This is a genomic window from Paenibacillus phytorum (assembly GCF_013141715.1).
Taxonomy (GTDB): Bacteria; Bacillota; Bacilli; order Paenibacillales; family NBRC-103111; genus Paenibacillus_E; species Paenibacillus_E phytorum.
The window spans coordinates 123839-148779 of the sequence record NZ_WHOA01000023.1 but is presented as its reverse complement, the minus strand read 5'-3'; the positions used below and the strand labels follow the sequence as shown (position 1 = coordinate 148779).

The 24941-nt window shown below is 44.4% G+C and carries 21 protein-coding genes and 1 riboswitch; of the genes, 8 read left to right on the top strand and 13 right to left on the bottom strand.

The genetic code is table 11. The features are described from left to right. Nucleotides 1-20: 20 nt before the first annotated feature. Complete coding sequence (locus GC098_RS03840; RefSeq protein ID WP_171641096.1) at nt 21-3185, bottom strand: ATP-binding cassette domain-containing protein; 3165 nt, start codon at nt 3183-3185, stop codon at nt 21-23. Between the two features lie 585 nt (nt 3186-3770). Between GC098_RS03840 and GC098_RS03835 the strand changes: the two genes are divergently transcribed. From GC098_RS03835 to GC098_RS03820, 4 genes are all read left to right on the top strand, one after another. Next, nucleotides 3771-4586, top strand: coding sequence for an SDR family oxidoreductase (locus GC098_RS03835; RefSeq protein ID WP_171641094.1), 816 nt, complete (start codon nt 3771-3773; stop codon nt 4584-4586). A gap of 16 nt (nt 4587-4602) precedes the next feature. Then, nucleotides 4603-4884 (top strand): alpha amylase N-terminal ig-like domain-containing protein, encoded by a 282-nt coding sequence (locus GC098_RS03830; RefSeq protein ID WP_171641092.1) that lies wholly within the window; start codon nt 4603-4605, stop codon nt 4882-4884. Then, entirely contained in the window at nt 4881-5093 is a 213-nt protein-coding gene (locus GC098_RS03825) for a hypothetical protein (protein ID WP_171641090.1), read from the top strand. Before GC098_RS03830 ends, GC098_RS03825 begins: the two co-directional genes overlap by 4 nt. A 147-nt stretch (nt 5094-5240) precedes the next feature. Continuing rightward, nucleotides 5241-6206: a cation diffusion facilitator family transporter gene (locus tag GC098_RS03820; protein WP_171641088.1), complete on the top strand. Its 966-nt coding sequence runs from the start codon at nt 5241-5243 to the stop codon at nt 6204-6206. A gap of 60 nt (nt 6207-6266) precedes the next feature. On the opposite strand, the gene GC098_RS03815 is transcribed toward GC098_RS03820, so the two are convergent. Then, nucleotides 6267-7325, bottom strand: coding sequence for a LacI family DNA-binding transcriptional regulator (locus tag GC098_RS03815; protein ID WP_171641086.1), 1059 nt, complete (start codon nt 7323-7325; stop codon nt 6267-6269). A gap of 189 nt (nt 7326-7514) precedes the next feature. Between GC098_RS03815 and GC098_RS03810 the strand changes: the two genes are divergently transcribed. Beyond that, nucleotides 7515-8408 (top strand): EamA family transporter, encoded by an 894-nt coding sequence (locus GC098_RS03810; RefSeq protein ID WP_246358404.1) that lies wholly within the window; start codon nt 7515-7517, stop codon nt 8406-8408. Nucleotides 8409-8780: 372 nt separating this feature from the next. Here GC098_RS03810 and GC098_RS03805 read toward each other — a convergent pair whose 3' ends face one another. Genes GC098_RS03805 through GC098_RS03795 form a run of 3 tightly spaced genes read right to left on the bottom strand, consistent with a single transcriptional unit; the run spans nt 8781 to nt 11455 of the window. Further along, nucleotides 8781-9587, bottom strand: a complete 807-nt coding sequence (locus GC098_RS03805) for an ABC transporter ATP-binding protein (protein ID WP_312879980.1) — start codon at nt 9585-9587, stop codon at nt 8781-8783. Between the two features lie 3 nt (nt 9588-9590). Next, nucleotides 9591-10400: an ABC transporter permease gene (locus GC098_RS03800; RefSeq protein WP_171641207.1), complete on the bottom strand. Its 810-nt coding sequence runs from the start codon at nt 10398-10400 to the stop codon at nt 9591-9593. Nucleotides 10401-10432: 32 nt separating this feature from the next. Continuing rightward, nucleotides 10433-11455, bottom strand: a complete 1023-nt coding sequence (locus GC098_RS03795) for an ABC transporter substrate-binding protein (protein ID WP_171641084.1) — start codon at nt 11453-11455, stop codon at nt 10433-10435. A gap of 64 nt (nt 11456-11519) precedes the next feature. Next, nucleotides 11520-11628: riboswitch (guanidine-I (ykkC/yxkD leader) on the bottom strand. Nucleotides 11629-11787: 159 nt separating this feature from the next. Here GC098_RS03795 and GC098_RS03790 point away from each other — a divergent pair. Beyond that, nucleotides 11788-11973, top strand: coding sequence for a hypothetical protein (locus GC098_RS03790; protein WP_171641083.1), 186 nt, complete (start codon nt 11788-11790; stop codon nt 11971-11973). 600 nt (nt 11974-12573) lie between these two features. Here GC098_RS03790 and sdhB read toward each other — a convergent pair. Genes sdhB through GC098_RS03770 form a run of 3 tightly spaced genes read right to left on the bottom strand, consistent with a single transcriptional unit; the run spans nt 12574 to nt 15774 of the window. Next, on the bottom strand, nt 12574-13338 hold the full coding sequence (sdhB, locus tag GC098_RS03780; protein WP_047680827.1) for a succinate dehydrogenase iron-sulfur subunit: 765 nt from the start codon (nt 13336-13338) through the stop codon (nt 12574-12576). A 2-nt stretch (nt 13339-13340) separates the two neighbouring features. Beyond that, on the bottom strand, nt 13341-15104 hold the full coding sequence (sdhA, locus tag GC098_RS03775) for a succinate dehydrogenase flavoprotein subunit (protein WP_171641079.1): 1764 nt from the start codon (nt 15102-15104) through the stop codon (nt 13341-13343). A 16-nt stretch (nt 15105-15120) separates the two neighbouring features. Continuing rightward, entirely contained in the window at nt 15121-15774 is a 654-nt protein-coding gene (locus GC098_RS03770) for a succinate dehydrogenase cytochrome b558 subunit (RefSeq protein WP_171641077.1), read from the bottom strand. Between the two features lie 288 nt (nt 15775-16062). On the opposite strand from GC098_RS03770, the gene GC098_RS03765 reads away from it, so the two are divergent. Continuing rightward, the gene (locus GC098_RS03765) at nt 16063-16959 is read left to right on the top strand and encodes a LysR family transcriptional regulator (RefSeq protein ID WP_171641075.1); all 897 of its coding nucleotides are present in this window, start codon (nt 16063-16065) and stop codon (nt 16957-16959) included. Between the two features lie 50 nt (nt 16960-17009). Here GC098_RS03765 and GC098_RS03760 read toward each other — a convergent pair whose 3' ends face one another. From GC098_RS03760 to GC098_RS03745, 4 genes are all read right to left on the bottom strand, one after another. Continuing rightward, nucleotides 17010-17747 carry a response regulator transcription factor gene (locus tag GC098_RS03760; RefSeq protein ID WP_171641073.1) on the bottom strand — a complete coding sequence of 246 codons (738 nt, stop codon included), beginning with the start codon at nt 17745-17747 and terminating at the stop codon, nt 17010-17012. Between the two features lie 93 nt (nt 17748-17840). Next, nucleotides 17841-19091: a cation:proton antiporter gene (locus GC098_RS03755; RefSeq protein ID WP_171641071.1), complete on the bottom strand. Its 1251-nt coding sequence runs from the start codon at nt 19089-19091 to the stop codon at nt 17841-17843. Continuing rightward, complete coding sequence (locus GC098_RS03750) at nt 19091-19753, bottom strand: potassium channel family protein (protein ID WP_060647541.1); 663 nt, start codon at nt 19751-19753, stop codon at nt 19091-19093. The genes GC098_RS03755 and GC098_RS03750 overlap by 1 nt, the downstream gene beginning before the upstream one ends. Before the next feature lie 14 nt (nt 19754-19767). Then, the gene (locus GC098_RS03745; RefSeq protein WP_171641069.1) at nt 19768-21120 is read right to left on the bottom strand and encodes a TrkH family potassium uptake protein; all 1353 of its coding nucleotides are present in this window, start codon (nt 21118-21120) and stop codon (nt 19768-19770) included. Nucleotides 21121-21393: 273 nt separating this feature from the next. Here GC098_RS03745 and GC098_RS03740 point away from each other — a divergent pair, with 273 nt between their 5' ends. Beyond that, entirely contained in the window at nt 21394-22965 is a 1572-nt protein-coding gene (locus GC098_RS03740; RefSeq protein WP_171641067.1) for a CPBP family intramembrane glutamic endopeptidase, read from the top strand. Here GC098_RS03740 and uvrC read toward each other — a convergent pair. Then, nucleotides 22925-24922, bottom strand: a complete 1998-nt coding sequence (gene uvrC / locus GC098_RS03735; RefSeq protein ID WP_171641065.1) for an excinuclease ABC subunit UvrC — start codon at nt 24920-24922, stop codon at nt 22925-22927. The two genes, GC098_RS03740 and uvrC, sit on opposite strands and share 41 nt — an antisense overlap. Nucleotides 24923-24941 lie beyond the last annotated feature (19 nt).

Here is a 24941-nt window from a genome sequence, read left to right as displayed (position 1 = left end):
AAGGGAAACTGGAGCGTATTCTACTTCAGGCAATGATAAACCGCCATCATATCTCGTTTATTCAACTCACGAATACGATTGAAGATAGGAATATCTGCAACTGCCTCAGTAAGTAAACTTTCAGCAACAACATCACTTACTTTGCCAGTAAGCCATGTTTGTACATCTATACCATCGACGATTTCCTTGCGCCCTTCATCATTGATGCCACTTACATAACAGCTAACACATGGCACCGATAACTTAAATACGCCGTCATGAAGACCATCTTCTGAAATTACTTTCTTCCCGCCACAGAATGGGCATGGATGACTTGCTTTAATCTTATTAATCTGGGTAACAATTTTATTGTAACCAAACGCTTCATAGACATAAGTTAGTTTTTTATATTTTCCATTAGTGAAATACTTATCAATAATGGTTTCTCTAGTTTCAGCAATATTGGCAAAATCACAGATGGTAATCAAGTTTTTACTACTGATCGCCTCGAGGTTACCTTTAATCTTGTCCCAGAAGGGTACAGCATTTTGTAAAACCACTTCATAGCCAACAAAGCTTGCAAGATCCAATTCAAGCATTTTTAGCGCAACTTGTGTTTCCCTTGGAAGTAAGGAGACTTCTTCCGTAAGTGCAAGATCGCCGCCAACAATAGATTTTAATTTATCTAGCTCTGGTAACTTCCCTACGGTTTTAATGACCTGATCAATCGGTTGCTGAATTATCTCACGAATATCCGTATCACCAAATTTTAGCTTTTTATGATGGTTTAACACGCTTCCGTGACAAACTGGGCAGGTAATCATTTCTTTTGAGGCTTTCATTTGCTCTTTAAGAGGAATGTTCTTCGAAATTACCATATAACGCCCAAGGATGAGATTAAAGCCTTCCCATGTTCTCGAAGCCTTCCCTGCTTTATCATAAAATGACTTTTCCCAATAACCAAATAAGAGAGTACGCTTTTCTGCTTCAGACATCTCATTAAAGCTTTTATTCATATCGTGACCAAGTTCGTTCTTTATCTCATCAAATAGGAAGTGCAATTTAGCATGTTGATAATATTTCAAGACATCCATGACTTCTGGAAGTAACATACCATCCCAGAATGGGACTGTTTTATCTTGAATGAGAACATCCATATCAAATTGTTCAATGACACGACGACCCGAACAACTCGGACAGTGATTGTCTTGATAATAGAAATCGAAGCTTCTTGTATCTTTATTGGTCGGATGAGCAGCCACAATATGGTTGATCAGTCCACCTATTTCATAGAGAAAACTATATTGACTATACAGATGTCGTTCAAGATCAATGGCGATGACAGGTGCAATCTTTTCAGATTCATATTCACCATAAATCACATGGGCAATTGGCGATAAGCTCTTTAAGATACCACCCTTATAGACGTTTTCTGCCTTTTTAAAATAGTCCAACTGATTTTCTTGTAAGTAGTGAATACCGTTTTGCGGCTTTAGTGTGGAAGAAATAAGCATGGGGGCATTGCTATCTTCCTTATCTTTTTGACGATAATAATCATCATGACTGACAACATCAAGCTGCTTCACAGGTTCAGGCTGCCTTTTTCCAAAATCAATGATAAAATCAGAGCTTTCCATCATATAGGCATTATGTTCAATCATCAGGATAGAGACAGATTCATCTTCCAGAATGTCCCTAACACTATCAATGAATTGGTTTAAAATATTTTGGGATAAACCTTTTGAAGGCTCGTCAAAAATAAAAAGGGTATGTGGGTTTCTTGAATTCGTAAACAGCTCAGAAACCAAATGAACACATTGAAACTCACCCGTCGATAAGGACTGTGTCTTTCTTTCCAACGTTAAATAACCAAGTCCAAGTTTAATCAATAAACTCAAGCGTTTATGAGCGATGTCTTCATTTGGCAGTTCATCAATAATATCTTCAATCGAGCGCTGAAAAATATCATCAATATCCTCGCTAAATTTGGTGAGTTTCTTTTTAATATCAAGAAACGTCGCAACGGTTGACCGACTGGAAATCGACTGGTTTCGATCCTGCCCAACCACGACCAGTTTATCTTTTGGATAACGCTTCTGAAAATCTTTGACCATACACTCATTGACAAGTGTAGATTTACCGCATCCCGACTCACCCGTAAAGGTTACAAGTCTATTCTTGGGAATCTGAATTTCAGCCATTTGAATATTACGGCAGTAAAGATCATGAAATTGATAGTATTCTGTTGGCATTGCCTTATTTAGTTCACAATGGATTGGTTTTGGACGTGGTGATTCTTCAACAATTTTCCCACCGTATTTACCGCTACCAGGTCCAAAGAACAATTGATCATCCGCTGTGTCGAGCACGGTGTCAGAATGGTCAATGAGCCAAATTTGATTCTTATAGCCCAATTGTTTAATCTCATCTAAAATTTTCAATAATGTTTGGTGATCAAGACCCACGGAGATTTCATCAATGATAATAACCGTATTTTCACTTGTTGCCATGAATTCGGCCAAGTAAAGTCGTGTTATTTCTCCACCTGACAATGTACCCATAATACGATTTAATGTTAAGTAACCCATATTCATATTGATTATATTTTGGAGAATATGCTGCTTCGCTTCACTAATTTGTAATTCCTCTGCAAGAGAAAGAATCGTTTCAATACTTAAGTTATTCATATCGGAAATACTATGTGGTTGATTTAATAATTCCATCTTATATTGCTCAACTTCTTGATTGTAGCGCCTACCCTTGCACTTTGGACAATCGACATTTTGGGTCATACTGCGCCCTTTACAATCTGGACACCAGCCTAAGGCATTATTAAAGGAAAAAACCTCTGGTGAAAGATCAAACTTTTCTGCAAGACGCACGCGAATCTCTTTAAAAACGCCAGTATGTGTGCCAATGGTTGAACGCGGATTGGATGATATCGAAGATTTTCCGAGAAAAAGGACTAAAGGCATTTCTTCCATCTTGATGGCACTAAAATTGGTTTCCATAATTTCAGGAAATAAATACTGATATTCAGCCTTTGGCAATAAGGAAACGAGACGCTTCTTGGATTCTTCACCAATGGTTTGACAAAAAGTTGTTTTACCAGATCCAGACAAACCAGCTATACCTAACGATTTATCTACTGGTAGTGCTGCATCTAATAGATTAATATTGTTCGAAATTAATTGATTTATTTTCATATGTACATCCTTTCTCTATACTTATAAACTTATTATTTCCATATTATCACAGTGTTAAATGTATGAATTGCTTTTATTTGGACGGAAGAAGAAGCTACAACTTTCTTTAGAGCTATTGATGGTCACAGACATGAAATTATTTTCGTGTTAGCCATTCATTGCGGTATGCGTATGGGTGAAATTCATGCGTTGAGGTTTTCAGATATCGATCTGAAAAGGGGGGATTATATCTGTGAGGCATATCATGGACTCTGAAAGGAATTTGCAAAATCCTACCAAGACTCCCTTTAGGAATGTAAAACTACAACAAAACGGCCCGTAAACGCTTAATGTATAAGGGTTATTTGTCATACACAAAAAAAAGGAACCCAGCCAACGGGGCCAGGTTCAAAAGTTTATATTAAAAAGGGGGTCTTGGTTATTATAATACCTCGCCAACATTATGAAACCATAACAGGAACATTTCAATTATGTTACAAATTAGAAAGCGCTTTATTTTCTTCCCTTCACCACTAAGATTCGATCCCCTAAAGCCGGGGTAATGACCTTATACATGTATGCCATTCATTTAGGAGGTTTTTTCCAATGACCGCACAAGAACAAAACCATCCAGAATCATACGATATTTCGAAGAAAGTCGCCATTGTGACGGGCGCATCGTCCGGCATTGGCTTAGCATCCGCTATACGTTTGGCTGAAAAAGGGTTCAAAATCGGGCTGCTTAACCGACCAAGCGGCGAGCTGGAAGAAGCATTAGCCAAAGTGCAGGCTGCCGGAGGAGAAGCGATCTCTTTAGAAGCGGATATTTCCGTCGAAGAAGAAGTGAAACAGGCCGTTAAAACGGTTATGGATAAATGGAGGCGGCTGGACGTACTGGTAGCCAACGCAGGGATTAATGGTGTTCTCTCTCCTATCGAACATATGGAACTTGAGGATTGGTACCAAACGATCAATATTAACTTGACTGGCACATTCTTGTGCGTCAAACATGCCATCGAGCCTCTTAAACAGCATGGTGGCAGCATTATCATTACTAGCTCCATTAACGGCAACCGGGTTTTCTCGAATTTTGGAATGAGCGCTTATAGTACTTCCAAAGCCGGACAAGTCGCTTTCATGAAAATGGCTGCGCTTGAATTGGCACGTTACAAAATTCGTGTAAACGCCATCTGTCCAGGAGCTATCGAAACGAATATTGATGAGAATACGGACCGCAGACCCGAGCTGGAAGAAATCACGATCCCTATTGAATTTCCCGAAGGAGATCATCCGCTCAGACACAAATCCGGAACCGCTAGTCAAGTCGCGAATCTGGTGCTGTTCCTCGCTACGGATCAATCCGACCATATTACCGGAACTTCCGTCTTTATCGACGGCGCAGAATCCTTAATCCATGGATGATAAAGGAGAACTTCCCATGCAGATCGAGAGCTTGTACCATTCCCCCCATACCAAATGGGCTTACTCCTATGACAAGGATACGTTTCATCTTCGAGTCCGTACCAAAAAGAATGACGTAGACCAAGTAACCGCGGTGACGGGCAATAAATATGATTGGAAGAAATTCCACAATGATTATGAGATGAAAAAAATAGCAACGGATCGCTATTTTGACTACTGGGAAACGGAATTGTCGCCGGTACAGAAAAGATTCTCTTACGCTTTCGGCTGCAATCTCGTGATGAAACGCTATGGATGAGCGAATCCGGTATCTTCGAAGAGCAGCCCAACCCGCCCGCAGCCTATTATGAAATGCCCTATATGCATGAAGTTGATGGATTTAAGGCGCCAGAATGGGCCAAATCCGCTGGGTTTTATCAAATTATGCCAGACCGTTTTGCCAATGGCGACAAAAACATTGATCCCGATGGTGTACTTTATACAGATCCCAACCGGAATCATAGTTAAACATAAGCCTGAGAAATCAGGCTTTTACTATGCCCAACATGACCTCTCACGCTCTTCATATACTCTTTATACAAAATAAGTTGCACCTGACGAAGCTCTAGCATATAATTATCTTAATTAGAATTATTATAAACAAGGAGGAAACGTATGAGTATCGAATACGACTATCACCATCTCCATCATGTTAAAGAACAGAGCAAATCCAGAAAAACGTTATGGGTGACTCTCATACTGACCGCCTTTTTCACTATTGTAGAAATTGTAGGTGGGGTGCTATCGAATTCCCTTGCTTTACTATCCGACTCTGCTCATATGATCTCCGACGTCATCGCTTTGGGACTTAGTATGGTTGCTCTGAAGCTGGCTACTCGTCAGCCTAATGCGCGATTCACCTTTGGTTTCCTACGGTTTGAGATTATCGCGTCTTTTCTGAATGGATTAGCCCTCTGTATCATTGCTTTGGGAATTTTCATCGAGGGGATCCAACGTATCATTGACCCGCAGCCTATTCGCCTGGCTCTTATGCTTGGAATTGCCTCCATCGGTTTCGTTGTCAATCTTGTGCTTACATTGGTTCTCCATAACAGTGTGAAAGAGGAAGACAATCTGAATGTGAAAAGCGCACTGTGGCACTTTTTCGGTGATTTACTCAGCTCGGTAGGTGTCATTATCTCTTCTATTATCATTTATTACACAGGTCTTCTCTTGTTCGATCCGCTGATTTCGATGGTCATTGGCGGCATTATTTTTACTGGTGGGAGCAAAATTATTCGAGAATCTTACCTGATTCTAATGGAGTCCGTGCCTGAACGCTTCAACTTAGATGAAATTCGCAGTGAGATCGCGCGCGTTGAAGGTGTCGAAGATGTGCATGAGATGCATCTGTGGGCGGTTTCGACCGATCACTACTCTTTAACTGCGCATGTGTTCATCAATCCTAACATTCAACCCTTCTGTGTTATTCTTGCGATTAATGAAACTCTGAAAAGTAAATATGGTATCGAGCATTCCACCATCCAAATTGAACATGCCGACATTAATCCCCATGGGGATTATGGCAAAGAGTTCTTGAAGCATCAAAGACAATCGAATAGAAATGAGCTTCAAATCTAATAAGTGATATACCAAAAAAACCGCTATACTTCTCATCTTAACGAGAGTATAACGGTCTTTTCATGTTGTTGTAGACTTCCGGACAATCATCTCCAAATCAATAAATAGCTCGTGTCCGTGAATATGCGGCAGGTACTCATCCAGCAGCTGTGTATTCTCCTCATCCAAGTCTTCGCCAATCTGCCGCATCAGAAAAGCGGCAACTAATCTCGTTTGCAGCTCGACTGGCATGTCGAAGCTTGTGATAGAAGGAAAGCTGGACTTAGAAAACAGTTCATTGTCCATTCCAATCAACTGCACATCCTCTGGCACGCGAATGCCTCGCTCATGACACACAGCAAGAAGCTCCAACGCCAACGCATCATTAAAGGTGTAGATGCCGATAGGCCGCTGCTCGCCGCTTATGCGCAGGGCTTCCTCCAGTGTACCCTCGATACCGAGCTCTCCCGCATCCAGAAGCGCATGAACCGTCGACTTGGCCTTATCGCCTAGCCCTTCCATAAACCCTTGAATACGCTGCTCATTGGCCCCCATCCCTTTACGCCTGCCGGCATAAATAATGGAGCGGCAGCCGCCCGCGAGAAAATGCTGGACAGCTTCCGTCGAAGCCTTCGCGAAATCCAAATTAACCGCCAGTTTGACGATGTCGCTAGGCCAGCCCCAGCCATTAAAGATAACCAGCGGCGTGCCCTCACCGACTAACTGCTGGGTCGATTGCATACTCATCGCTAAACCATGGCTCACTAAACCGTCTACTCTTCGCTGCAGCAAGTGCTCCAGGTGACGCTTCTCAATCACTGGATCCATACCCGCTGCTGAAAATACGGATAAATGGTAGCCGAAACTATGTACTTTCTGCTCCAGCTTCTCTGCAAAACGGCCATAATAGCCGCCGAAATGCGGTATGATAAGGCCTAACTCATAGGATCGACGCCTGCTAAGGTTCGTTGCCATCACATTGCGGCGATAACCCAGCTGTACAACGGCCTCCTCCACTTTGCGTATCGTCTCCGGTGACATCGGCACCTTTCTCCGATTCAAAACATTGGAAACCGTCGCAATGGAAACGCCCGCTTCGGAAGCAACATCGACTATGGTAGGCTGTTTACTTCTCTTCATAGGAAATCCCTCATTCTTGAAATGCTATAACTCATTTTATCGATAAGCAAATCGCTCGTCAAATTTCGATAATCTGTGCATTCCTACGGCAATTCGCTATAATGAATAGATTCGTGTATTCGAAAAATCAATTATTTGAAGATACATGCAGCCCGCTTATGAAAAGAAAACGTAAGGAGTTCACACATCATGTGGTTTATTGCTGCAGTCGGCAGTGCCGTACTATTTGGTCTAACCGGCCTTTTTATGAAAGTGAGTCAAATGCGCCAAGGCTCTACACCGCATCTATTGCTCGGACTCTATCTCACAGGGACACTTGGCTTCGCAGTGAACAGTCTATGGGAAGGCTCCCTCTTCTTAGACGATTGGCGTGTTTGGTTAGCTGGCATCATCATTGGCGTGGGGTCAGGCTGGGGCAATGTCGTGTTCATGAAGGCGCTCGATAACGGTCCGGCAAGCTTGACAGCGCCGCTAATGAACTTAAATATTTTGCTTGTCATTCTCATGTCCGTCACTATCTACGGTGAACGCATACATAGCACGGAAGCCAGCGGCATCGTCCTGCTCATTGCTTCAGCGGTACTTGTATCCATAAAGCTCAAAGAGCCTCTCACAATCAAAGAAAAGAAATGGTTTGCACTCGTTGCGCTCGGCGGACTTCTGTTCTTCTTCCGCAACGGCGGCTTGAAAGTTACTGCCGAGCTAGAATTAGCGAATACGCCTATCCTGCTCATCAGTTATCTGCTATCAGCATTTTGGTTCGCCATAGCCGCAGCTAGCCATACCAAGAAGCAGCAAAAGCCTGTACAACAAGGTCTCATCGCTACATCTGATGCGTCACCAAGTCGCACAGGACTTCTATGGGGGCTGCTTTCTGGCTGCTTCTCTTACGGTGGCCTTCAGCTTTACTCCGTCGCACTGCAAATGGGGCCGGGGTCCATCGTCGCGCCCATTTTCTCTACCTATGGACTTGTCGTCGTTGTCGGCTCTGTGCTTGTCTACAAAGAACGACTTACCCTTTTGCAACCATTGCCCTATCCCTCCTCTTTGCCGGTCTTATCCTGGTCAAGCTATAGCGTCTAACTTGTTTTTTTGTACGTAGATCCGTCTGTAGTCTGTGGTCTGCTCTTGCTGCTCCAGGATTCACAATTAACTGCAATTTGTACATCTATATTTCAGGTTGAGCGTACTCAGGATGGATTACCTGCAAAAAGTGCAGCTAATTTCCCCCATAAGGTTTAAAACCCTCATTTCCCGGGGTTTTAGATGTAGGAAATGCAGCTATTCCAAGTAAAATAGTGATTTGAGCACAATTAGCTGATCTTTTTACATCTAAGTCGGTTGGCGGGACTAGGGTTGGGGATTCTCCGAGGGTCTGCCGTCTCCAGGCAAACCATACTCCCCACCCCAAACGCAAAAAACTCGGCCATTAAAGGCCAAGTCTCTTTCAATTCCTTACTCCTCATGATCCCCTATAAGCGAAATAATTTGCTTCTTCAGCTTAATAAATGACTCCGTATCTTTACACTCCAAGGTCTCACGAAGTCCTTGCGGAATCACGATTTCTTGGCGAATCCTTCCCGGATGCGCCTGCATCACATACACGCGCTGTGATAAGAAGATAGCTTCCTCGATGTCATGAGTAATGAAAACGACGGTGGTTTTTTCCTTTTCCCAAATACGCAATAACAGCTCCTGCATCGAATTCTTCGTCTGCGGATCGAGTGCGCCGAATGGCTCATCCATCAGCAGGACTTCCGGATTGTTCGCCAAAGCCCGAGCGATAGCGACCCGCTGCTTCATACCGCCCGAAAGCTCCTTCGGCAGGGATCTAGCGAACTTTTGAAGCCCGACGAGCTCCATAAAGTGATCGGAAATGGCCCTCTTTTCGAATAAAGGAATGCCTTTGAGCGTCAGTCCGAACTCAATATTCTCCCTCACAGAAAGCCACGGGAATAACGTGTACGACTGGAATACCATCCCACGGTCAGCCCCAGGACCATCAATCTCATGACCAGAAATGCTTAACGTGCCTGTCGTCAATGGCTCTAAACCCGCAAGGATCCTCAATAAAGAGGATTTACCGCAACCAGACGGACCTACAAAACTGATAAACTCATGCGCATCCACATGGAATGAAACGCGATCCAGCGCAACAAACTGTGATTTCTTTGTGCTATACACCTTCGTTATATCCGTCGCCGTAATTTTACTCACAGACACAGCTCTGTCATCTGAGGGCTCCATATTCAAAGCATGCATGGTTTAACGCCCTCCTTCCAACCACGGGAAAAATCTGCGGTGACAATAAGCGAATGTGCGATCCGTTAGTAATCCAAGCAAGCCAATGGCGATAATTCCTACGAAGATCAGATCCGTATTGAGGAACCGCTGCGCTTTCATAATGGAGAACCCTAGTCCGCTGCTAGCCGCAACCAACTCAGCTACAACGAGATATGTCCAAGCCCAACCGATGATTAATCGCATAGTGTTCATTAAATCCGGCAGTAGAGCAGGAATAAGCACCCTCTCGATTACTTGCCAGCGGTTCGCACCAAGCGTATAGGAGGTTTGAAGCAAATCATTGGATACCGAACGTGTATTATCGGCAACCATCAGCATGAGTTGGAAAAAGCAGCCGATGAAGATGACGATCACCTTCGCCCATTCACCAATCCCTGCCCAAACCATAATGAGCGGGATGAAAGCCGTCGCAGGCATATACCGAATAAACTCTGTCGGAGGAACAAGCAGCGCTTCAGCGAAGCGGAACGTACCAGCCAGAATGCCAAGCGGAATACCCAGTAAACAAGCAAGCAGAAAGCCCGCCCCTACTCGAAAAATACTTATGCCAACATGGTTCCAGAAAACAGAACTCTGAAGTTGAATGGCAAACTGTCGAAGTACTTGATCCGGTGTAGGTAAGAACGTACGATTTACAAAGCCGCCATAGCTGAGCACACTCCAGAAGAGCAAAGCTATCACAACAATGAGCACGACACCGGATGTATAGGTTCTACGGCTAATATCTCCCCGTATGGCAAACAAAGTTGATTTGCGCTTTTTTTTCACCATGGTGTCCATATAGAGCCCTCGCTCTCCAGTTGTTATTTCTTACGTTCCTTCAGCACTTCTTCTACAAAGTGTCCATCTAAGAAGCTTTCCGACTTCGGAATGGAAGTCAGCATATCTAATCCCTTTAAGAACACGGCCGTCTTCTGCGAAGTGAAGTGTAGGGATTCTAAGTTATCACCCTTTTGGAAAGCTTTCACATTATCTTCAAGTTGGAAAATTTTCACGCTATCTACGCCAGATTTATATTCATCAACCGGCGTCTCCGCCGCTTTTGCCATAATTTTCAATGACTCTTCAGGATTGGCTTTCCAGTAATCCAAAGCATCGAACCAAGCGTTAATGATTTTTTTCACATCTTCCGGGCGGTTCTTCGTTATTTCTTCTTTGAAAACTAGCAGATCTGGGATAAGTCCCGGTGTATCTTTGGAGGAAAATAATAGCTTGCCTTTACCCTCTTGAACCGCCTTGCTTAAGAATGGTTCCCATAGTACCGCGGCATCCAAATTGCCTGAAATGAAAGCAGGCCCTGCATCGTTAACTGTCATATTCGTATAAGCAACATCTTTCTCGGCAAGCCCCCCCTTTTCAAGTGCAGTTAGCATCAGAAGATGATCAACCGTTCCCAGCTCAGTCGCTACTTTCTTACCCTTCAAATCCTTCAATGAATTAATGCTCGGCTTCACAACAACACCGTCTCCGCCATTGGAGTTATCGTTCACAAGCACAGCCTTGAGCTTAATCCCTTTACTTGCTGGAGCAAGCATATCACTTAAAGTTTGGCTGTTCGCATCGACTTTACCAGACGCCAATGCCGATAAGGAATCGCTATATACCGGGAACCAAACGAGATCAACGTTAACCCCATTTTTCTCAAAGAACCCCTTTTCCTTCACTAAATACCACACAAACCAGCCCGGCCATGGACTGAGTGCCAATTTAATCGGTTCTCCGCTTTTTCCTGTTGTCGTGCTTGTTTCCCCTTTGCTCGTACATCCGCTAACTATTGTAAAAACCAATAGCAACGCCATCATCAGAAATACCACTCTTTGTCTCATTCCGATCTCCCTCTCCATTTGTACTGGTAAAAAGAAAAACCCGGAACGATATCATATTCTGATATCCTCCCGGGCTTTTATCCCTCCGTGTGCACGATGAAGCTCACCGTGTGTCTTCTCTTGGACCTGACCAACAGCCTTCATTCTGTCGCGGAACCCTAGAAAACAAGTTTGCTATGAGGTTGGTACTTCGATGTCCTACATTTGTCTTAATCATACTTACATCCGACTTGTATGTCAATATATATAACACAAATAAATAATTGGTTGTCAAAATAGCTATATGTGTAATAATATATAACATATAGATCGAATAAACGGAGGTGTATACGATGTACTCGATTCATTTCCACATCACGATGTTAGATAATCAGCCTGTTCTACCTAAACCTGTTGTATTAACAGGACCTTCTGTTTCTGAACTACAAGAAGGACACCCGTTATCCGAGCATCCTCTCCTGATTTCCCCTATAAATAATCAAGCAGCCACTCAAGCTGATAGCCTGCCCGCTGACTAGCCTCATAAACTTACAAAGCCATCAGGGAGATTATCCTGATGGGCTTTTTCTGTGTGCTGAGTTTCCGTCGAAAACACCACCACCCCCCTAGCATCCGGCGATTTAAAAGGCATTTGCTGCAATAATAGAATCTGTCGATTCATTAGTTATGCCTACTTTACAGGGGATCTATGGACTCGAGTTTCACCCCAATGTTGTATTTTCTGCAACAATTCCCACCCCTAAAGGCCATTTGGCATGTTTAAGTTGTAGTTTGTACAACAATTCGAGCCCATTTGTTCCGAAACGGCCTGATTATCGCCGAATTGTTGTACATTATGCAACAACCAAGGGAGATAGTCGGGATCTAGGCAGCAATTGTTGCATTTTTTACAACAACATCCATCGAGAGTCTGGATGAATACTTCCGGCGTCAAGTAAGTTCGAAAACCGCGCTTACAGTGAGAGCTCGCTGAGCCGACAGAGCCTGAGAAGGAGCACACGAATAAAAAAGTGGTAAGCTTTGCTTACCCCAAACCCCAAACATATAAATTATATGTTAAAAAAAAGCCCAACACCCTAAAGATCAGGGTATCGAGCTTTATCCTTATTAGGCGAAGTTTAAACGCCTAACCATTTTTTGAACATATGTTTCGTTGTATCTGCATTCAGTGCTGCGATAGAAGTCGTCAGCGGAATGCCTTTCGGACATGAGCGTACGCAGTTCTGCGAGTTACCGCAGCCTTCGATACCGCCATCTGTCATCAAAGTATCCAGACGCTCGTCTTTGTTCATTTCACCCGTTGGATGCGCATTGAACAGACGAACTTGTGAAAGTGCTGACGGTCCGATAAAGGAGTTCTTGTCATTCACGTTCGGACAAGCCTCAAGACAAACGCCGCATGTCATACATTTGGAAAGCTCGTAAGCCCATTGACGCTTGGACTCCGCCATACGTGGTCCTGGTCCAAGATCATACGTACCGTCGATCGGAACCCATGCTTTGACTTTCTTCAAAGCCGTGAACATGCGTCCACGGTCGATAACAAGGTCACGCATAACAGGGAAAGTGCTCATTGGAGCTACGCGAATCGGCTGCTCCAACTTATCAACAAGAGCCGAACAAGCTTGACGCGGCTTGCCGTTGATAACCATGGAACATGCTCCGCATACTTCCTCGAGACAGTTGGATTCCCAGCATACAGGTGTCGTCTTGTCACCTTTGGCATTCTTCGGATTACGCTGTACTTCCATCAAACCGCTGATGACATTCATATTGGAGCGATAAGGAATTTCAAATTCCTCGGTATAAGGTTTGGAATCTGGACTCTCTTGACGAGTCACGATAAACTTCACTGTCTTTTGTGCGCTTAGTGTCTCAGCCATGATTAATGTCCTCCCTTTTTCTTCTCCGTGGAGTAATCACGTTTCCGCGGTGCAATCAAAGATACATCGATTTCTTCATAGCTGATTTTCGGACCATCTGGCGTCCAATCGGCAATTGTTGTTTTCATGAAGTTCTCATCATCACGCTCAGTGAATTCTGGCTTGTAATGCGCACCGCGGCTCTCGTTACGCAGCAAAGCGCCAAGTGTCATCGCTTCAGCCAATTCGAACATGTTCCAAAGCTGACGTGTGAACGCCACCCCTTGATTGTTCCAACGAGCTGTATCTGTGATGTTGATGTTGTTGTATCTTTCTTTCAAATCCTTGATCTTACCAATTGTATCTTCGAGACGATCATTGTAACGAACAACCGTCATGTTGGCATTCATCATGTCGCCAAGCTCTTTGTGCAGAACATAGGCATTCTCTGTACCATTGTTCATTTTGAGCAAGTTCTCATAACGGTCTGTATGACGTTTCTTCTCGCGATCGTATACGATCGAGGAAGTATCATCAGCGTGCTTCTCTAAGCCGCGGATATACTCAACCGCTTTAGGACCGGAAACCATTCCATCATAGATGGCCGAAACGAGCGAGTTCGCTCCAAGACGGTTCGCACCGTGATGTTGGTACTCACACTCACCAGCAGCGAATAAGCCAGGAATGTTCGTCATCATGTTGTAATCGACCCAAATTCCGCCCATGGAATAGTGAACCGCAGGGAAAATCTTCATCGGAATTTTACGCGGATCGTCGCCCATGAATTTCTCGTAGATTTCCATAATACCGCCAAGCTTAATATCAAGCTCCTTCGGATCTTTATGAGAAAGATCGAGGTAAACCATGTTCTCACCGTTAATACCAAGTTTCTGGTCTACGCACACCGAGAAGATCTCGCGAGTTGCAATATCACGTGGCACCAAGTTACCGTATGCCGGATATTTCTCTTCGAGGAAGTACCAAGGCTTCCCGTCTTTGTATGTCCAAATACGTCCGCCTTCACCACGCGCAGATTCAGACATCAAGCGAAGCTTGTCATCTCCAGGAATCGCTGTTGGGTGAATTTGAATCATTTCACCGTTCGCATATTTAACGCCTTGTTGGTAAACAGCACTTGCTGCCGTACCTGTATTAATAACCGAATTCGTTGTTTTGCCGAAAATAATACCAGGACCGCCTGTAGCCAAGATGACCGCATCGGATGGGAATGTTTGAATTTCCATACTACGCAAATCTTGAGCTGCAATACCACGGCACACGCCATCATCATCGAGAACGGAACCTAGGAACTCCCAATGCTCGAATTTCGTTACAAGACCAGCTGTTTCCCAGCGGCGTACTTGCTCATCAAGTGCGTACAAAAGCTGCTGCCCTGTAGTAGCGCCTGCGAAAGCCGTACGATGATATTTGGTACCGCCGAAACGACGGAAATCCAGAAGACCCTCTGGTGTACGGTTAAACATAACGCCCATACGGTCCATTAAATGAATAATCCCTGGAGCCGCATCGCACAAAGCTTTAACAGGTGGTTGATTCGCTAAGAAATCTCCACCGTAAACTGTATCATCAAAGTGCTCCCACGTGGAGTCACCTTCACCCTTCGTATTCACCGCTCCGTTAATGCCGCCTTGCGCACATACGGAATGGGAACGTTTAACAGGGACCAAGGAGAACAATTGCACGTGAACTCCAGCCTCTGCTGCCTTAATTGTCGCCATGAGTCCCGCAAGGCCTCCACCGACGACGATAACTTTTGAATTAGCCACTTCTGTTCACCCTCCCTTATTTCCCCGTATGCGCTTCTACCGGAAGCTGAAATTGCGTATCTGTAAATGCAGTCAAAGACATAATAAACATCACAGCCATGACAACGAACAAAGCCATCCAGATGATGGATGAAAAGCGCTGCGCGCGCGGTCCAATTGTAATTCCCCAGCTAACCAAGAACGACCACATGCCGTTACAGAAATGGAATGCTGCGGAAAGTGTACCGATGACATAGATTGTAAACATAACCGGGTTCGTCGCGATATCATGCATCGTCCGGCCAAGCTCTTCATGCGCTACGTTACCGAATGCAACCTGCAAGCGGGTCTCGAAGAAATGCCAAGCAACGAACAAGAATGTAATCACACCAGTTACACGTTGAAGCATGAACATTTGATTACGGAAGTAACCATACTGCGACACGTTGTTGCGCGCTTGATACGCTACATACAGGCCATATACCGCATGGTAAAGAAGCGGTATCCAGATTCCGAAGATTTCTAGAAACAGCACCAATGGCAAGCCATTTAACCAGTTAATTTGGTCCACGAACGCGCCTGGTCCTTTTGTTGCTTCATAGTTCGTGAGCAAATGCTCAATAAGAAAGAAGCCCACAGGAATTACGCCAAGCAAAGAGTGGATCTTTCGAAAGTAATACGAATTACCCATAATTGAACCAATTCCCCCCTCATAAAAATTCATTCATCATTTATCCGACATTATCAGACAAGACAAGCCACATATCATTGTACTCTCGCCGCAAACGAGCGTCAACCCATAATCATCCACGCCTATTTTGCCAAATCAGTGAATGATTATACACCTAAGTCCAACAAATGTGAATAAAAAGTGACATGTACATCGTACCTCTTTCACGCTTATAATGGAAGTGCCGTTTTTTTATATACACTTATAACTTTAACACATATGCTAAGTGCAAAAGGAGTCGATAGAAGCATGGAACTTTTGGATGTATTCGCTGTAGTTGTCGAACAAGTAAGCCTCAATAAAGCATCTCAGCTATTAAACATTTCTCAACCTGCTCTCTCTCGCAAAATAATGAAGCTAGAGGAAGAGCTGGGCGTTGAACTCTTTATCCGCAAAGGGAAAAGGCTGGAGCTGACCAAAGTCGGTCAAATTTGCTATGACCATGCCTTGGAGCTACGTCATCTAGAGCGCAAGTTCAAGCAAGCGATCCAAACCTACAAAGCAGCGGGCAGCCACACTTCGATTACCATAGGAGCAAGCCTGACAACGCTGCAAACAACGCTCCCCGATCTCATCACAGATTACTTACAGGATTACCCACTGACAGAAATTAAGCTGCTTACGGGGAAGACGCACGAGATCGTTACCATGGCGAAAGAAAACAAAGTGGATATCGGCATCGTTGCTTCCCAGATTAATGCTTCCAGCCTTCATTGTGAACCTTTATTCGATGATCACTTATGTCTGGTACTTCCTCTAGGGCATCCTCTTATCGATCGCACCACCATCACAATGAACAATTTAAATGAATTGCCCATGATCCTCTTCTCCAAAGGAACTTGGTATCGCATTTTGATGGATGAGCTGTTCAACCGTTATACCATATTACCCAATGTACAAATGGAGATCGACTCCTTCGAAGCCATCATCCGACTCGTTTCAACCTGTAAAACGGCAACCTTGCTTCCAAGATCCTATTTACGTGAAGATTTAATTCGTAATAATGAATTGATTTTGCGGAATCTGGTCGAGTTAGAACAGACGAAACGAACGACTTCCCTCATTTACTCCGACCATACAGCGGATAATATGGCGTCTATGAAGTTTATAACTCAAGCGATCAATTACTTCGCCAAGCAAAAATAAAACCTCTATGCCACGCATCCTAGAAGGTGCTGAGGCTAGAGGTTCTTTTTCTAATATACAAATTTGTAGCCTACACCCCAAACCGTCCGAATCCACTTGGGCTCTTTGGGATTGTCCTCGATCTTTTTACGAAGGTTAGCAATATGTACATCAATGGCCCGATCCGTAACTAAACAGTCAAATCCGCGAACCGTTTGCAGTAAATCTTCTCGGCTATATACACGACCTGGATGATTCACGAAGCATTTCATAATTTCGAATTCCGAATAAGTCGTTTCCACTAAAACACCATGAACACGCATAGAGCGCGTATTCGGATTGAGGGTAATCTTCTTATCGATATCCAAGACTGCCTCTAATACTGCAGTTGTTGATCCTCCTGCTGCTTCCGTTACTTGACGAGTATTCACACTCGATTTCAAATATAAGTTGGAGCGCCGAATGAGAGCGTGAACTCTCGCACTCATCTCATGCATACTGAACGGTTTACACATATAGTCATCCGCACCTGCCCCTAGCGCGTTAACTCGTTCAACAACTTTACTTTTCATCGAGACGATCATAATAGGTATTTTTGAGGTTTCCCGAACTTGTCTGCATAATGCAAGACCGTCCATATCAGGCAGCATCAGGTCAAGCAAAATGACATCTGGATCAAACGGGGAGACAGCTGCAATGCCTTCCGCCCCATTCGCCTTTCTTATGACATGAAAGCCTTCTTCACTTAAATACATAGTGACCATATCGCCGATCATGGCATCGTCTTCAATTATTAATACCTTATACATGGGGAGTCCACCTTCAGTTAAAAATTCTCTTGTTGTATATGTACTCGCAAATTTATTAATTGAATAGTCCAATGGTGATCAAAGAAATTTATTTTAATCATGGTTGTCGGGATCGTCGGGCTTTATTTCAAGACCCAGTTTACGCGCCACATAAGCAGTTGTACTTGCTTGAAACAAAATAGTTATAAGCACGGCCATGAACGTAACGCTGGCAATAAGATCACTGTGCTGAACGCCCATCCCAGCTACCATACCGGATAACGCCGCGGGTATAACACCTGTCTCTCGAACCCAGAACATGAACAGAATTTCATTTCGTTTCCACTTCGCTTTACGATCCGGCCAAGTACAGATTAGAACCGTAAGTGGGCGCGCGATAAACATAAATACAAAGATAACACCTAAGCTTGTCCAGAAATGCTCAAGAATTAATGGGAAGTTCACTTGACTGCCTAGTAAGATGAAAATGAGCATGCGCATGATGACCGTAATATTTTCTGAAAAATGCTCCATTTCAAGCTGTTTATCATTCATTTCCAGCTTAAAAGTACCCGCATTCCCCCAGATCAATCCTGCTGTAAAGGTTGCCATAAAACCGCTTACACCTATTGCTTCTCCCGCGATATAAGCACCAAGTGAAGTCACAACCATCGCTATCGTTGCGTAGTCTCTTAGATGACCCAGCTTCAAATGAGCCGTCAGGAACGTCATTACATAACCAATTACCGCTCCAACTAGCAGCCCACCCAGTGCTGTCTTCACAAAATCAATGACACCCGAAGCAACAGAAACCTCTTGTGTGCCGAGTATAATGGCTAATAAAGAAAAAGTTAGAATCGAAGCCGTCGCGTCATTAAAAGCAGATTCACTTTCAACCGTTTCACGCACTTTCGGACGTATCTTCACTTGTTTAAACACTGGGATCAGGGTTGCAGGATCTGTTGAAGCAATAATCGCTCCCAGTAATAGCGCATAAAGCCAAGGTAAATCCAGCAGCAAATGAGCGACTACTGCCACTGCACCGCATGTGATAAGAACGCCAGGAACGCTGAGTAAACTTACAGTAAGCCATACCTTGCGAAGACCTGAAAGTCTGATATTGCGACCTCCATCGAAGAGGATTAAGGTAGAGCCAATGACAAGGATGAATTGATTTGTAAAAGATGTGCTGGATTCGGTAATCCAATGAAAGGCTTGTCCCACCAACATACCTGCTATGAGAAATAGAGCAACGTCAGGAAGTTTCAACCATTGCGCTGTTTTCCCAGATATCATGCCCAATCCAAAAATCAGTACGAGTAAAATGATAACATGTTCAATTAGGATCGAGGTTGTATTTTCCATTACCCGATGACTTCACTTTCAAATTTATCAATTTGATTATTGGTTCCGATGATGACCATCACATCATTCTCATTCACGACATCACCCGCTGTAGGTGCAATGATAATCCCATTTTGTTTATTGATAGCCACAATGCTGCAGCCATACTTAGCACGAGGGTCCAGCTCTCTGAGAGCAAAGCCACATAGATTCTTAGGGACAGATAATTCCACGATCGTATACTCTTTGGAAATCTCAATATAGTCCAGAAGGTTAGGTGATACCAGTTGATGTGCAACACGAATTCCCATGTCTCTCTCTGGATAAATCACACGGTCAACACCAAGCTTATTCAGTACTTTCCCATGCAATTCGGACAATGCCTTAGCGACAACCTTCTTAATCCCCAAATCTTTAAGAACAATGGCCGCTAGGATACTCGATTGAATATCATCTCCAATGGCTACAACAGCGCAGTCGAAATTTCGTACGCCTAATGATTTCAATACTTCTTCATCCGTCGCATCCGCTACTACGGTATGGGTAAGCACAGAACTCAGCTCATCTACGACTTCTTCATCTTTATCAATACCCAACACTTCATAACCAAGCTTTATGAGTTCTTTGGAAATACTGGCCCCAAAACGACCCAGCCCGATTACGACATATTGATTTTTTTTCATATTCCTAGTTCCCCTTATCCAATCGTGATTTTACCCTCTGGGTATCTATATAATTCTTTCTCTTGCTTCGGCTGTAGGGCATAAGCTAGCGTGATGGTTCCTAATCTTCCTGCAAACATCGTCATACTAATGAGAACTTTGCCAAATGTCGTTAGATCGGGGGTGAGTCCCATAGAAAGACCTACAGTACCAAAAGCTGAAGTTACTTCAAACAAAATTTTCAAAAACTGTGAATCCTCTGTTGTCGATAAGAGCATTGTCACTAAGATAACCAGAAATAATGCCATCATCGTTAATGTAATTGCTTTGAGAATGCGGTCTTTCGCCAAGCGATAACGATAAATAACAATGTCTTCTTTCCCACGAATCATGGTAATGATAGCGCTAATAAGAATCGTAAATGTGGTTGTTTTGATACCGCCCCCTGTAGAGCCAGGAGATGCACCAATAAACATTAGGATGATAATAAAAAATTGAGTTGCTTGACGAAGAGCTCCAATATCTACCGTATTCGGACCAGCCGTACGTGGTGCGATCGATTGAAAGAAGGAAGCTAATATTTTGCCACTAAAATCAAGCGACCCCATGGTTCTGATATTGGAATATTCGAATATAAAGATGATAATGGCTCCCAAAAGAATAAGAAAACCTGACATGCTAAGTACAACTTTGGAATGCAGGGAAAGCTTCTTCTTGTTACGGAAATCCATCACATCGGACATAACAATAAATCCAATACCCCCAAGCACAATCAGCGCCATTACAACAAAGTTTACAACGAAATCGTCGGCATAGGCTGTAAAGGAAACAAATGGTGCATCGACAGTTCCAAATAAATCGAAACCAGCGTTATTAAACATCGATATCGCATGCCAGATTCCGAAATAAAGGGCTTGAGCAACATCCATATCAAATGACCAACGAATCGTCAAAATAACTGCTGCAATAGCTTCAATCGTTAATGAATAAATAATAACTCTACGGATAAGTCGGACGATACCTTCCATACTACTTTGGTTAAAAGCCTCTTGCAGAACTAGTCGTTCTTTTAGTGTGATTTTTTTACGAAAGGCAAAAGCAATTAAAGTCGACATCGTCATGAACCCCAATCCACCAACTTGAATCAAGCTCACGATGACGATCTGACCAAACATGGTGTAGGTACTCCCAGTATCCACTACGACCAAACCAGTCACACATGTTGCCGAAGTTGCTGTAAACAGCGCATCAATAAAAGCAATCGAATGTCCCGTTGCCGAAGCAAAGGGAAGCGTCAAAAGACCTGCTCCTAAGAAAATAATAGCAGCAAATCCGAGAACGAGAATTTGTGGAGGCGTCAGTCGCCAAATATTGATTTTTTTAATCATAGTGCCTCCTGTGTTTACAATAAAGAGATAAGGATTTCCAATGTTAACAGTAGGGTTCCCCCGTTATTATTTAGAAATTCCGAACGTTACCCAATTGATAGGTATTATATAATTGTTTTTAATTCTTTACCACTAAATTGGCTTTCTTTTTAAACTATGATAACGTGAAAGATGTGATTTCAGAATCGAGAATGTAGAAGGGAACTCACTATGATCAGGCCAAAATTAAATCGTTTTCTCCTCTTCCTTGCATGCATTGGAGTAGCCCTTTACTTGGGAATATCCGCATTGTACGGACTTCAGGCCGAAGAACCGCCGGCAGCAGACAATCCATCAATTACGAAGCAGCAGGCTGCGGATCGCGCAGCTCAATTTGTAAGTGAGCGTTACGATGTGCATAACCCGCAAACCTTTGTTGTTTATCAATCCAAGAAGGATCGCAGCGGTTATTTGCAAAAGGAGCATTTGTTAGAAGCTTATATGAAGGACTATGGGGAGCGTTACCCCATTGATTACTATCAAGTAAGCGTAGAAGATACCAAGACCAGCCGTAAGTTTGAAGTTGAGATTAATTACACGAATGCATCCGTTATTGGATGGCGTGAAACGCAAAATCCCTCCGATCAGGCAATCATCAGTAAGCAGAAAGCAGACATTTTGGCCAAGCAGGAAATTCGGAAGCAAGGATTTGAGCCGGATGACTTCGCACCCATAGATAAACGGACCGCCGAAGACGAGCGAGCGCATGGAACAACCTTATTTTATGAAAAGCAAACGAAACCGCTAGGCGAAGCAAAGTTACAGGTTCGAGTTGATTTCGATGATAAAAATCTGACCGGTTATAACGTGCTCTTCAGCTTACCGGCGTCGCATCAAATCTGGATCGATCAGCAGGATCGCTCCGCATCTATCATGACTTGGATTTCCATGGGCTTCACACTCATCATGACCATTGCCGCGATTGTATTCGCCATCATCTATAGAAAACATATGAAATTCAGTAGAGGGCTGCTTTTGACAGCCATTTTCTTAGCCATTTATATCACCAACAATTTTAATATGTACCCTGCTTTTAGGTCTATGAGTGGAGCTCTGAACGATGAATTCGCAACATGGGCAGCTATTATTTTCATGAATGTAGTGACTGTGCTCCTCGGCATATCTCTCTACCTAGCTTTAGTAGCAGGTAACGGATTGTGGAATTCAATCGGAGCGCGGAAATGGCCGGCTTGGAAAGAATCATCATTTGGGACTGAGATTTATAACGGCATGGGGCGCGGCTATTTGCTTGCTCTCTTCATCTTAGGCGTTCAGCAGGTGCTCTTTTACACAGGTGAAGTAAATTTTGATGTTTGGGCTGTGAACGATCCGTCCGATTCAGTTCTTAATATGGTAGAACCTCGCTTCTTCCCTCTTATGGCTTGGGTTGCTGCCATATCTGAAGAGGCGACCTACCGACTGCTCGGCATCATTTTATTCAAGAAGCTGTTTCGCTCAAACTTTATTGCAATTGTTATTCCCAGCGTGATCTGGGCGGCCAGTCACACTCAGTATCCCATTTATCCAGTGTATACTCGGCTAATCGAGGTCACCATCATAGGCATTATTCTTGGTTATGTCTTCCTTAAGTACGGTTTCATTACCGCCGTATTCGCTCATGCCTGCATGGACAGCATCCTCATGGGGATGTCCCTCTTCTACCTCGGACATGTAAGCGATGTGCTTGCTGGCATTTTCTATATCCTGCTGCCTGGTTTGATTGGCTTGCTGCTAGCCTGGCTGCATGGAAAAAGGCGGGGTCCCCTTATTCCTGGGGAGCCGCCGCCTCGCCTTGAAGCGCTTTGAGAATTTCGTTAGCTAATTTCTCACCTATACCCAGAGGCTTGAAGTCTTGGACTTCAGCCTCTTTTATTTTGCGTACGGAGCCAAAGTGCTTAAGCAATGCCTTCCGGCGTTTCTCCCCGATGCCGGGAATCGCGTCCAGCTGTGAAACAACCATTGACTTCGCCCTTGTTTCGCGGTGGAACGTAATCGCGAAACGGTGAACCTCGTCTTGGATCCGCTGCAGCAAGTAAAACTCCTGGCTGTCACGCGGCAATGGCACAACTTCTGCAGGATCTCCGATCATGAGTTGCGCTGTTTTGTGCTTCGCATCTTTTACGAGTCCACAGATCGGAATGAACAGACCTAATTCATTCTCAAGTACGTCTACGGCTGCTGAGATCTGCCCTTTCCCACCGTCCACAACAATCAGGTCAGGCATCGTGAGATTGTCCTTAAGTACACGCTCGTACCTCCGACGTATGACCTCGCGCATTGTTTCGTAGTCATCCGGGCCAACGACCGTTTTGACTTTGTACTTGCGGTACTCCTTACGATCGGGCCTGCCGTCCACGAAGACGACCATCGCAGAAACCGGGTTCGTCCCTTGTATGTTCGAGTTATCGAAAGCTTCGATACGGCGAATAGTTCCCGTCCCGAGCCATTCTCCAAGATTCTCGACCGCTTTGGTCGTGCGACGCTCATCGCGCTCCACCAGGCGAAATTTCTCATCCAGCGCATTGCGGGCATTGTCTTTGGCCATATCGACCATTTGCTTCTTCAGTCCTCGCTGCGGGATATGCACCTTGACCTTGAGCCAGGATTCCAGTGCTTCGCGGACATCCTTCTCTTCAGCCTCTACTTGAGCCACAACTTCCGGAGGGATTTCCGCAGGGGTGTCAATTGTGGCTTCAGCGGGAGCTTCGGCAATGACATCTGTAGGTACAGCTGTAGGCTTATCGGCCTCTCCTTCGGACCCCGTCATGGGAGTAACAGCCACCTGTACGGGTATCGACGGCAGGAAGATCTCCTTCGGCAGCGCCGGATTGTCGCTGTAGACCTGAGTAACGTAGGTGATAAAGTCATTGTACTCATCACCGTAATACGGAAATAACGAGACATGCCGCTCGATAAGCTTGCCCTGCCGCATATACTGGATGTGCACAGCCATCCAGCCCTTGTCGACCGCGTAACCGAAGACATCGCGGTCTAGCGCATCAGCCGTCGTGATCTTCTGTTTCTCCATCACGGCGTCGATATTCAAGATATGATCGCGCAGTTCCTTGGCGCGCTCGAAGTTCAGTTCCTCTGCTGCGGCCAGCATTTTGGTCGTCAGCTCTTCCTTAATAACGTCGTGTCCCCCGTTCAGGAAACGGCTGATCTCTTGCACCATCCGCTCGTTCGTCTCGGCGGTTACGTCGAATTCGCAAGGCGCCAGACACTGCCCGATATGATAGTATAGGCATACTTTCTCGGGCATCGTCTTGCACTTGCGCAGTGGATAAAGCCGGTCCAGCAGCTTCTTCGTTTGCTGGGCAGCAAAAGCATTCGGATAAGGGCCGAAGTACTTGCCCTTATCTTTAAACACCCGCCGCGTGACTTCTAGGCGCGGCTGCTCTTCATGTGTAATCTTGATGTATGGAAACGTCTTATCATCCTTCAAGAGTACGTTGTACCGCGGATGATGCTGCTTAATCAGATTACACTCAAGAATCAAAGCCTCCATGTTCGAGGAGGTAATTATATATTCAAAGTCGCGGATTTCGCTGACTAGTTTTTGCGTCTTTGCACTGTGACTCCCCGTGAAATAGGAGCGCACACGATTCTTCAGTACTTTCGCTTTTCCCACATAAATGATGGTACCTTCGCGGTTTTTCATGATATAACAGCCTGGCTTATCCGGTAATAAGCTCAGCTTGTGTTTAATAACTTCCAGACTCTGTTCGCGGACTCCAGCGTCCTCATGCTCATGCTCGGTCATGCATCCAATCTCCTCTCGC

What these genes read in the sequence shown, in the direction of transcription:
- GC098_RS03795 (WP_171641084.1), bottom strand. Translation starts at nt 11,455, where the DNA reads ATGAGACAAAGAGTGGTATTTCTGATGATGGCGTTGCTATTGGTTTTT.
- GC098_RS03805 (WP_312879980.1), bottom strand. Translation starts at nt 9,587, where the DNA reads ATGCATGCTTTGAATATGGAGCCCTCAGATGACAGAGCTGTGTCTGTG.
- sdhB (WP_047680827.1), bottom strand. Translation starts at nt 13,338, where the DNA reads ATGGCTGAGACACTAAGCGCACAAAAGACAGTGAAGTTTATCGTGACT.
- GC098_RS03820 (WP_171641088.1), top strand. Translation starts at nt 5,241, where the DNA reads ATGAGTATCGAATACGACTATCACCATCTCCATCATGTTAAAGAACAG.
- GC098_RS03770 (WP_171641077.1), bottom strand. Translation starts at nt 15,774, where the DNA reads ATGGGTAATTCGTATTACTTTCGAAAGATCCACTCTTTGCTTGGCGTA.
- GC098_RS03755 (WP_171641071.1), bottom strand. Translation starts at nt 19,091, where the DNA reads ATGGAAAATACAACCTCGATCCTAATTGAACATGTTATCATTTTACTC.
- GC098_RS03835 (WP_171641094.1), top strand. Translation starts at nt 3,771, where the DNA reads ATGACCGCACAAGAACAAAACCATCCAGAATCATACGATATTTCGAAG.
- GC098_RS03830 (WP_171641092.1), top strand. Translation starts at nt 4,603, where the DNA reads ATGCAGATCGAGAGCTTGTACCATTCCCCCCATACCAAATGGGCTTAC.
- GC098_RS03800 (WP_171641207.1), bottom strand. Translation starts at nt 10,400, where the DNA reads ATGGTGAAAAAAAAGCGCAAATCAACTTTGTTTGCCATACGGGGAGAT.
- GC098_RS03810 (WP_246358404.1), top strand. Translation starts at nt 7,515, where the DNA reads ATGTGGTTTATTGCTGCAGTCGGCAGTGCCGTACTATTTGGTCTAACC.
- GC098_RS03750 (WP_060647541.1), bottom strand. Translation starts at nt 19,753, where the DNA reads ATGAAAAAAAATCAATATGTCGTAATCGGGCTGGGTCGTTTTGGGGCC.
- GC098_RS03745 (WP_171641069.1), bottom strand. Translation starts at nt 21,120, where the DNA reads ATGATTAAAAAAATCAATATTTGGCGACTGACGCCTCCACAAATTCTC.
- GC098_RS03825 (WP_171641090.1), top strand. Translation starts at nt 4,881, where the DNA reads ATGAGCGAATCCGGTATCTTCGAAGAGCAGCCCAACCCGCCCGCAGCC.
- GC098_RS03760 (WP_171641073.1), bottom strand. Translation starts at nt 17,747, where the DNA reads ATGTATAAGGTATTAATAATTGAAGACGATGCCATGATCGGCGATATG.
- GC098_RS03765 (WP_171641075.1), top strand. Translation starts at nt 16,063, where the DNA reads ATGGAACTTTTGGATGTATTCGCTGTAGTTGTCGAACAAGTAAGCCTC.
- GC098_RS03840 (WP_171641096.1), bottom strand. Translation starts at nt 3,185, where the DNA reads ATGAAAATAAATCAATTAATTTCGAACAATATTAATCTATTAGATGCA.
- GC098_RS03815 (WP_171641086.1), bottom strand. Translation starts at nt 7,325, where the DNA reads ATGAAGAGAAGTAAACAGCCTACCATAGTCGATGTTGCTTCCGAAGCG.
- GC098_RS03790 (WP_171641083.1), top strand. Translation starts at nt 11,788, where the DNA reads ATGTACTCGATTCATTTCCACATCACGATGTTAGATAATCAGCCTGTT.
- uvrC (WP_171641065.1), bottom strand. Translation starts at nt 24,922, where the DNA reads ATGACCGAGCATGAGCATGAGGACGCTGGAGTCCGCGAACAGAGTCTG.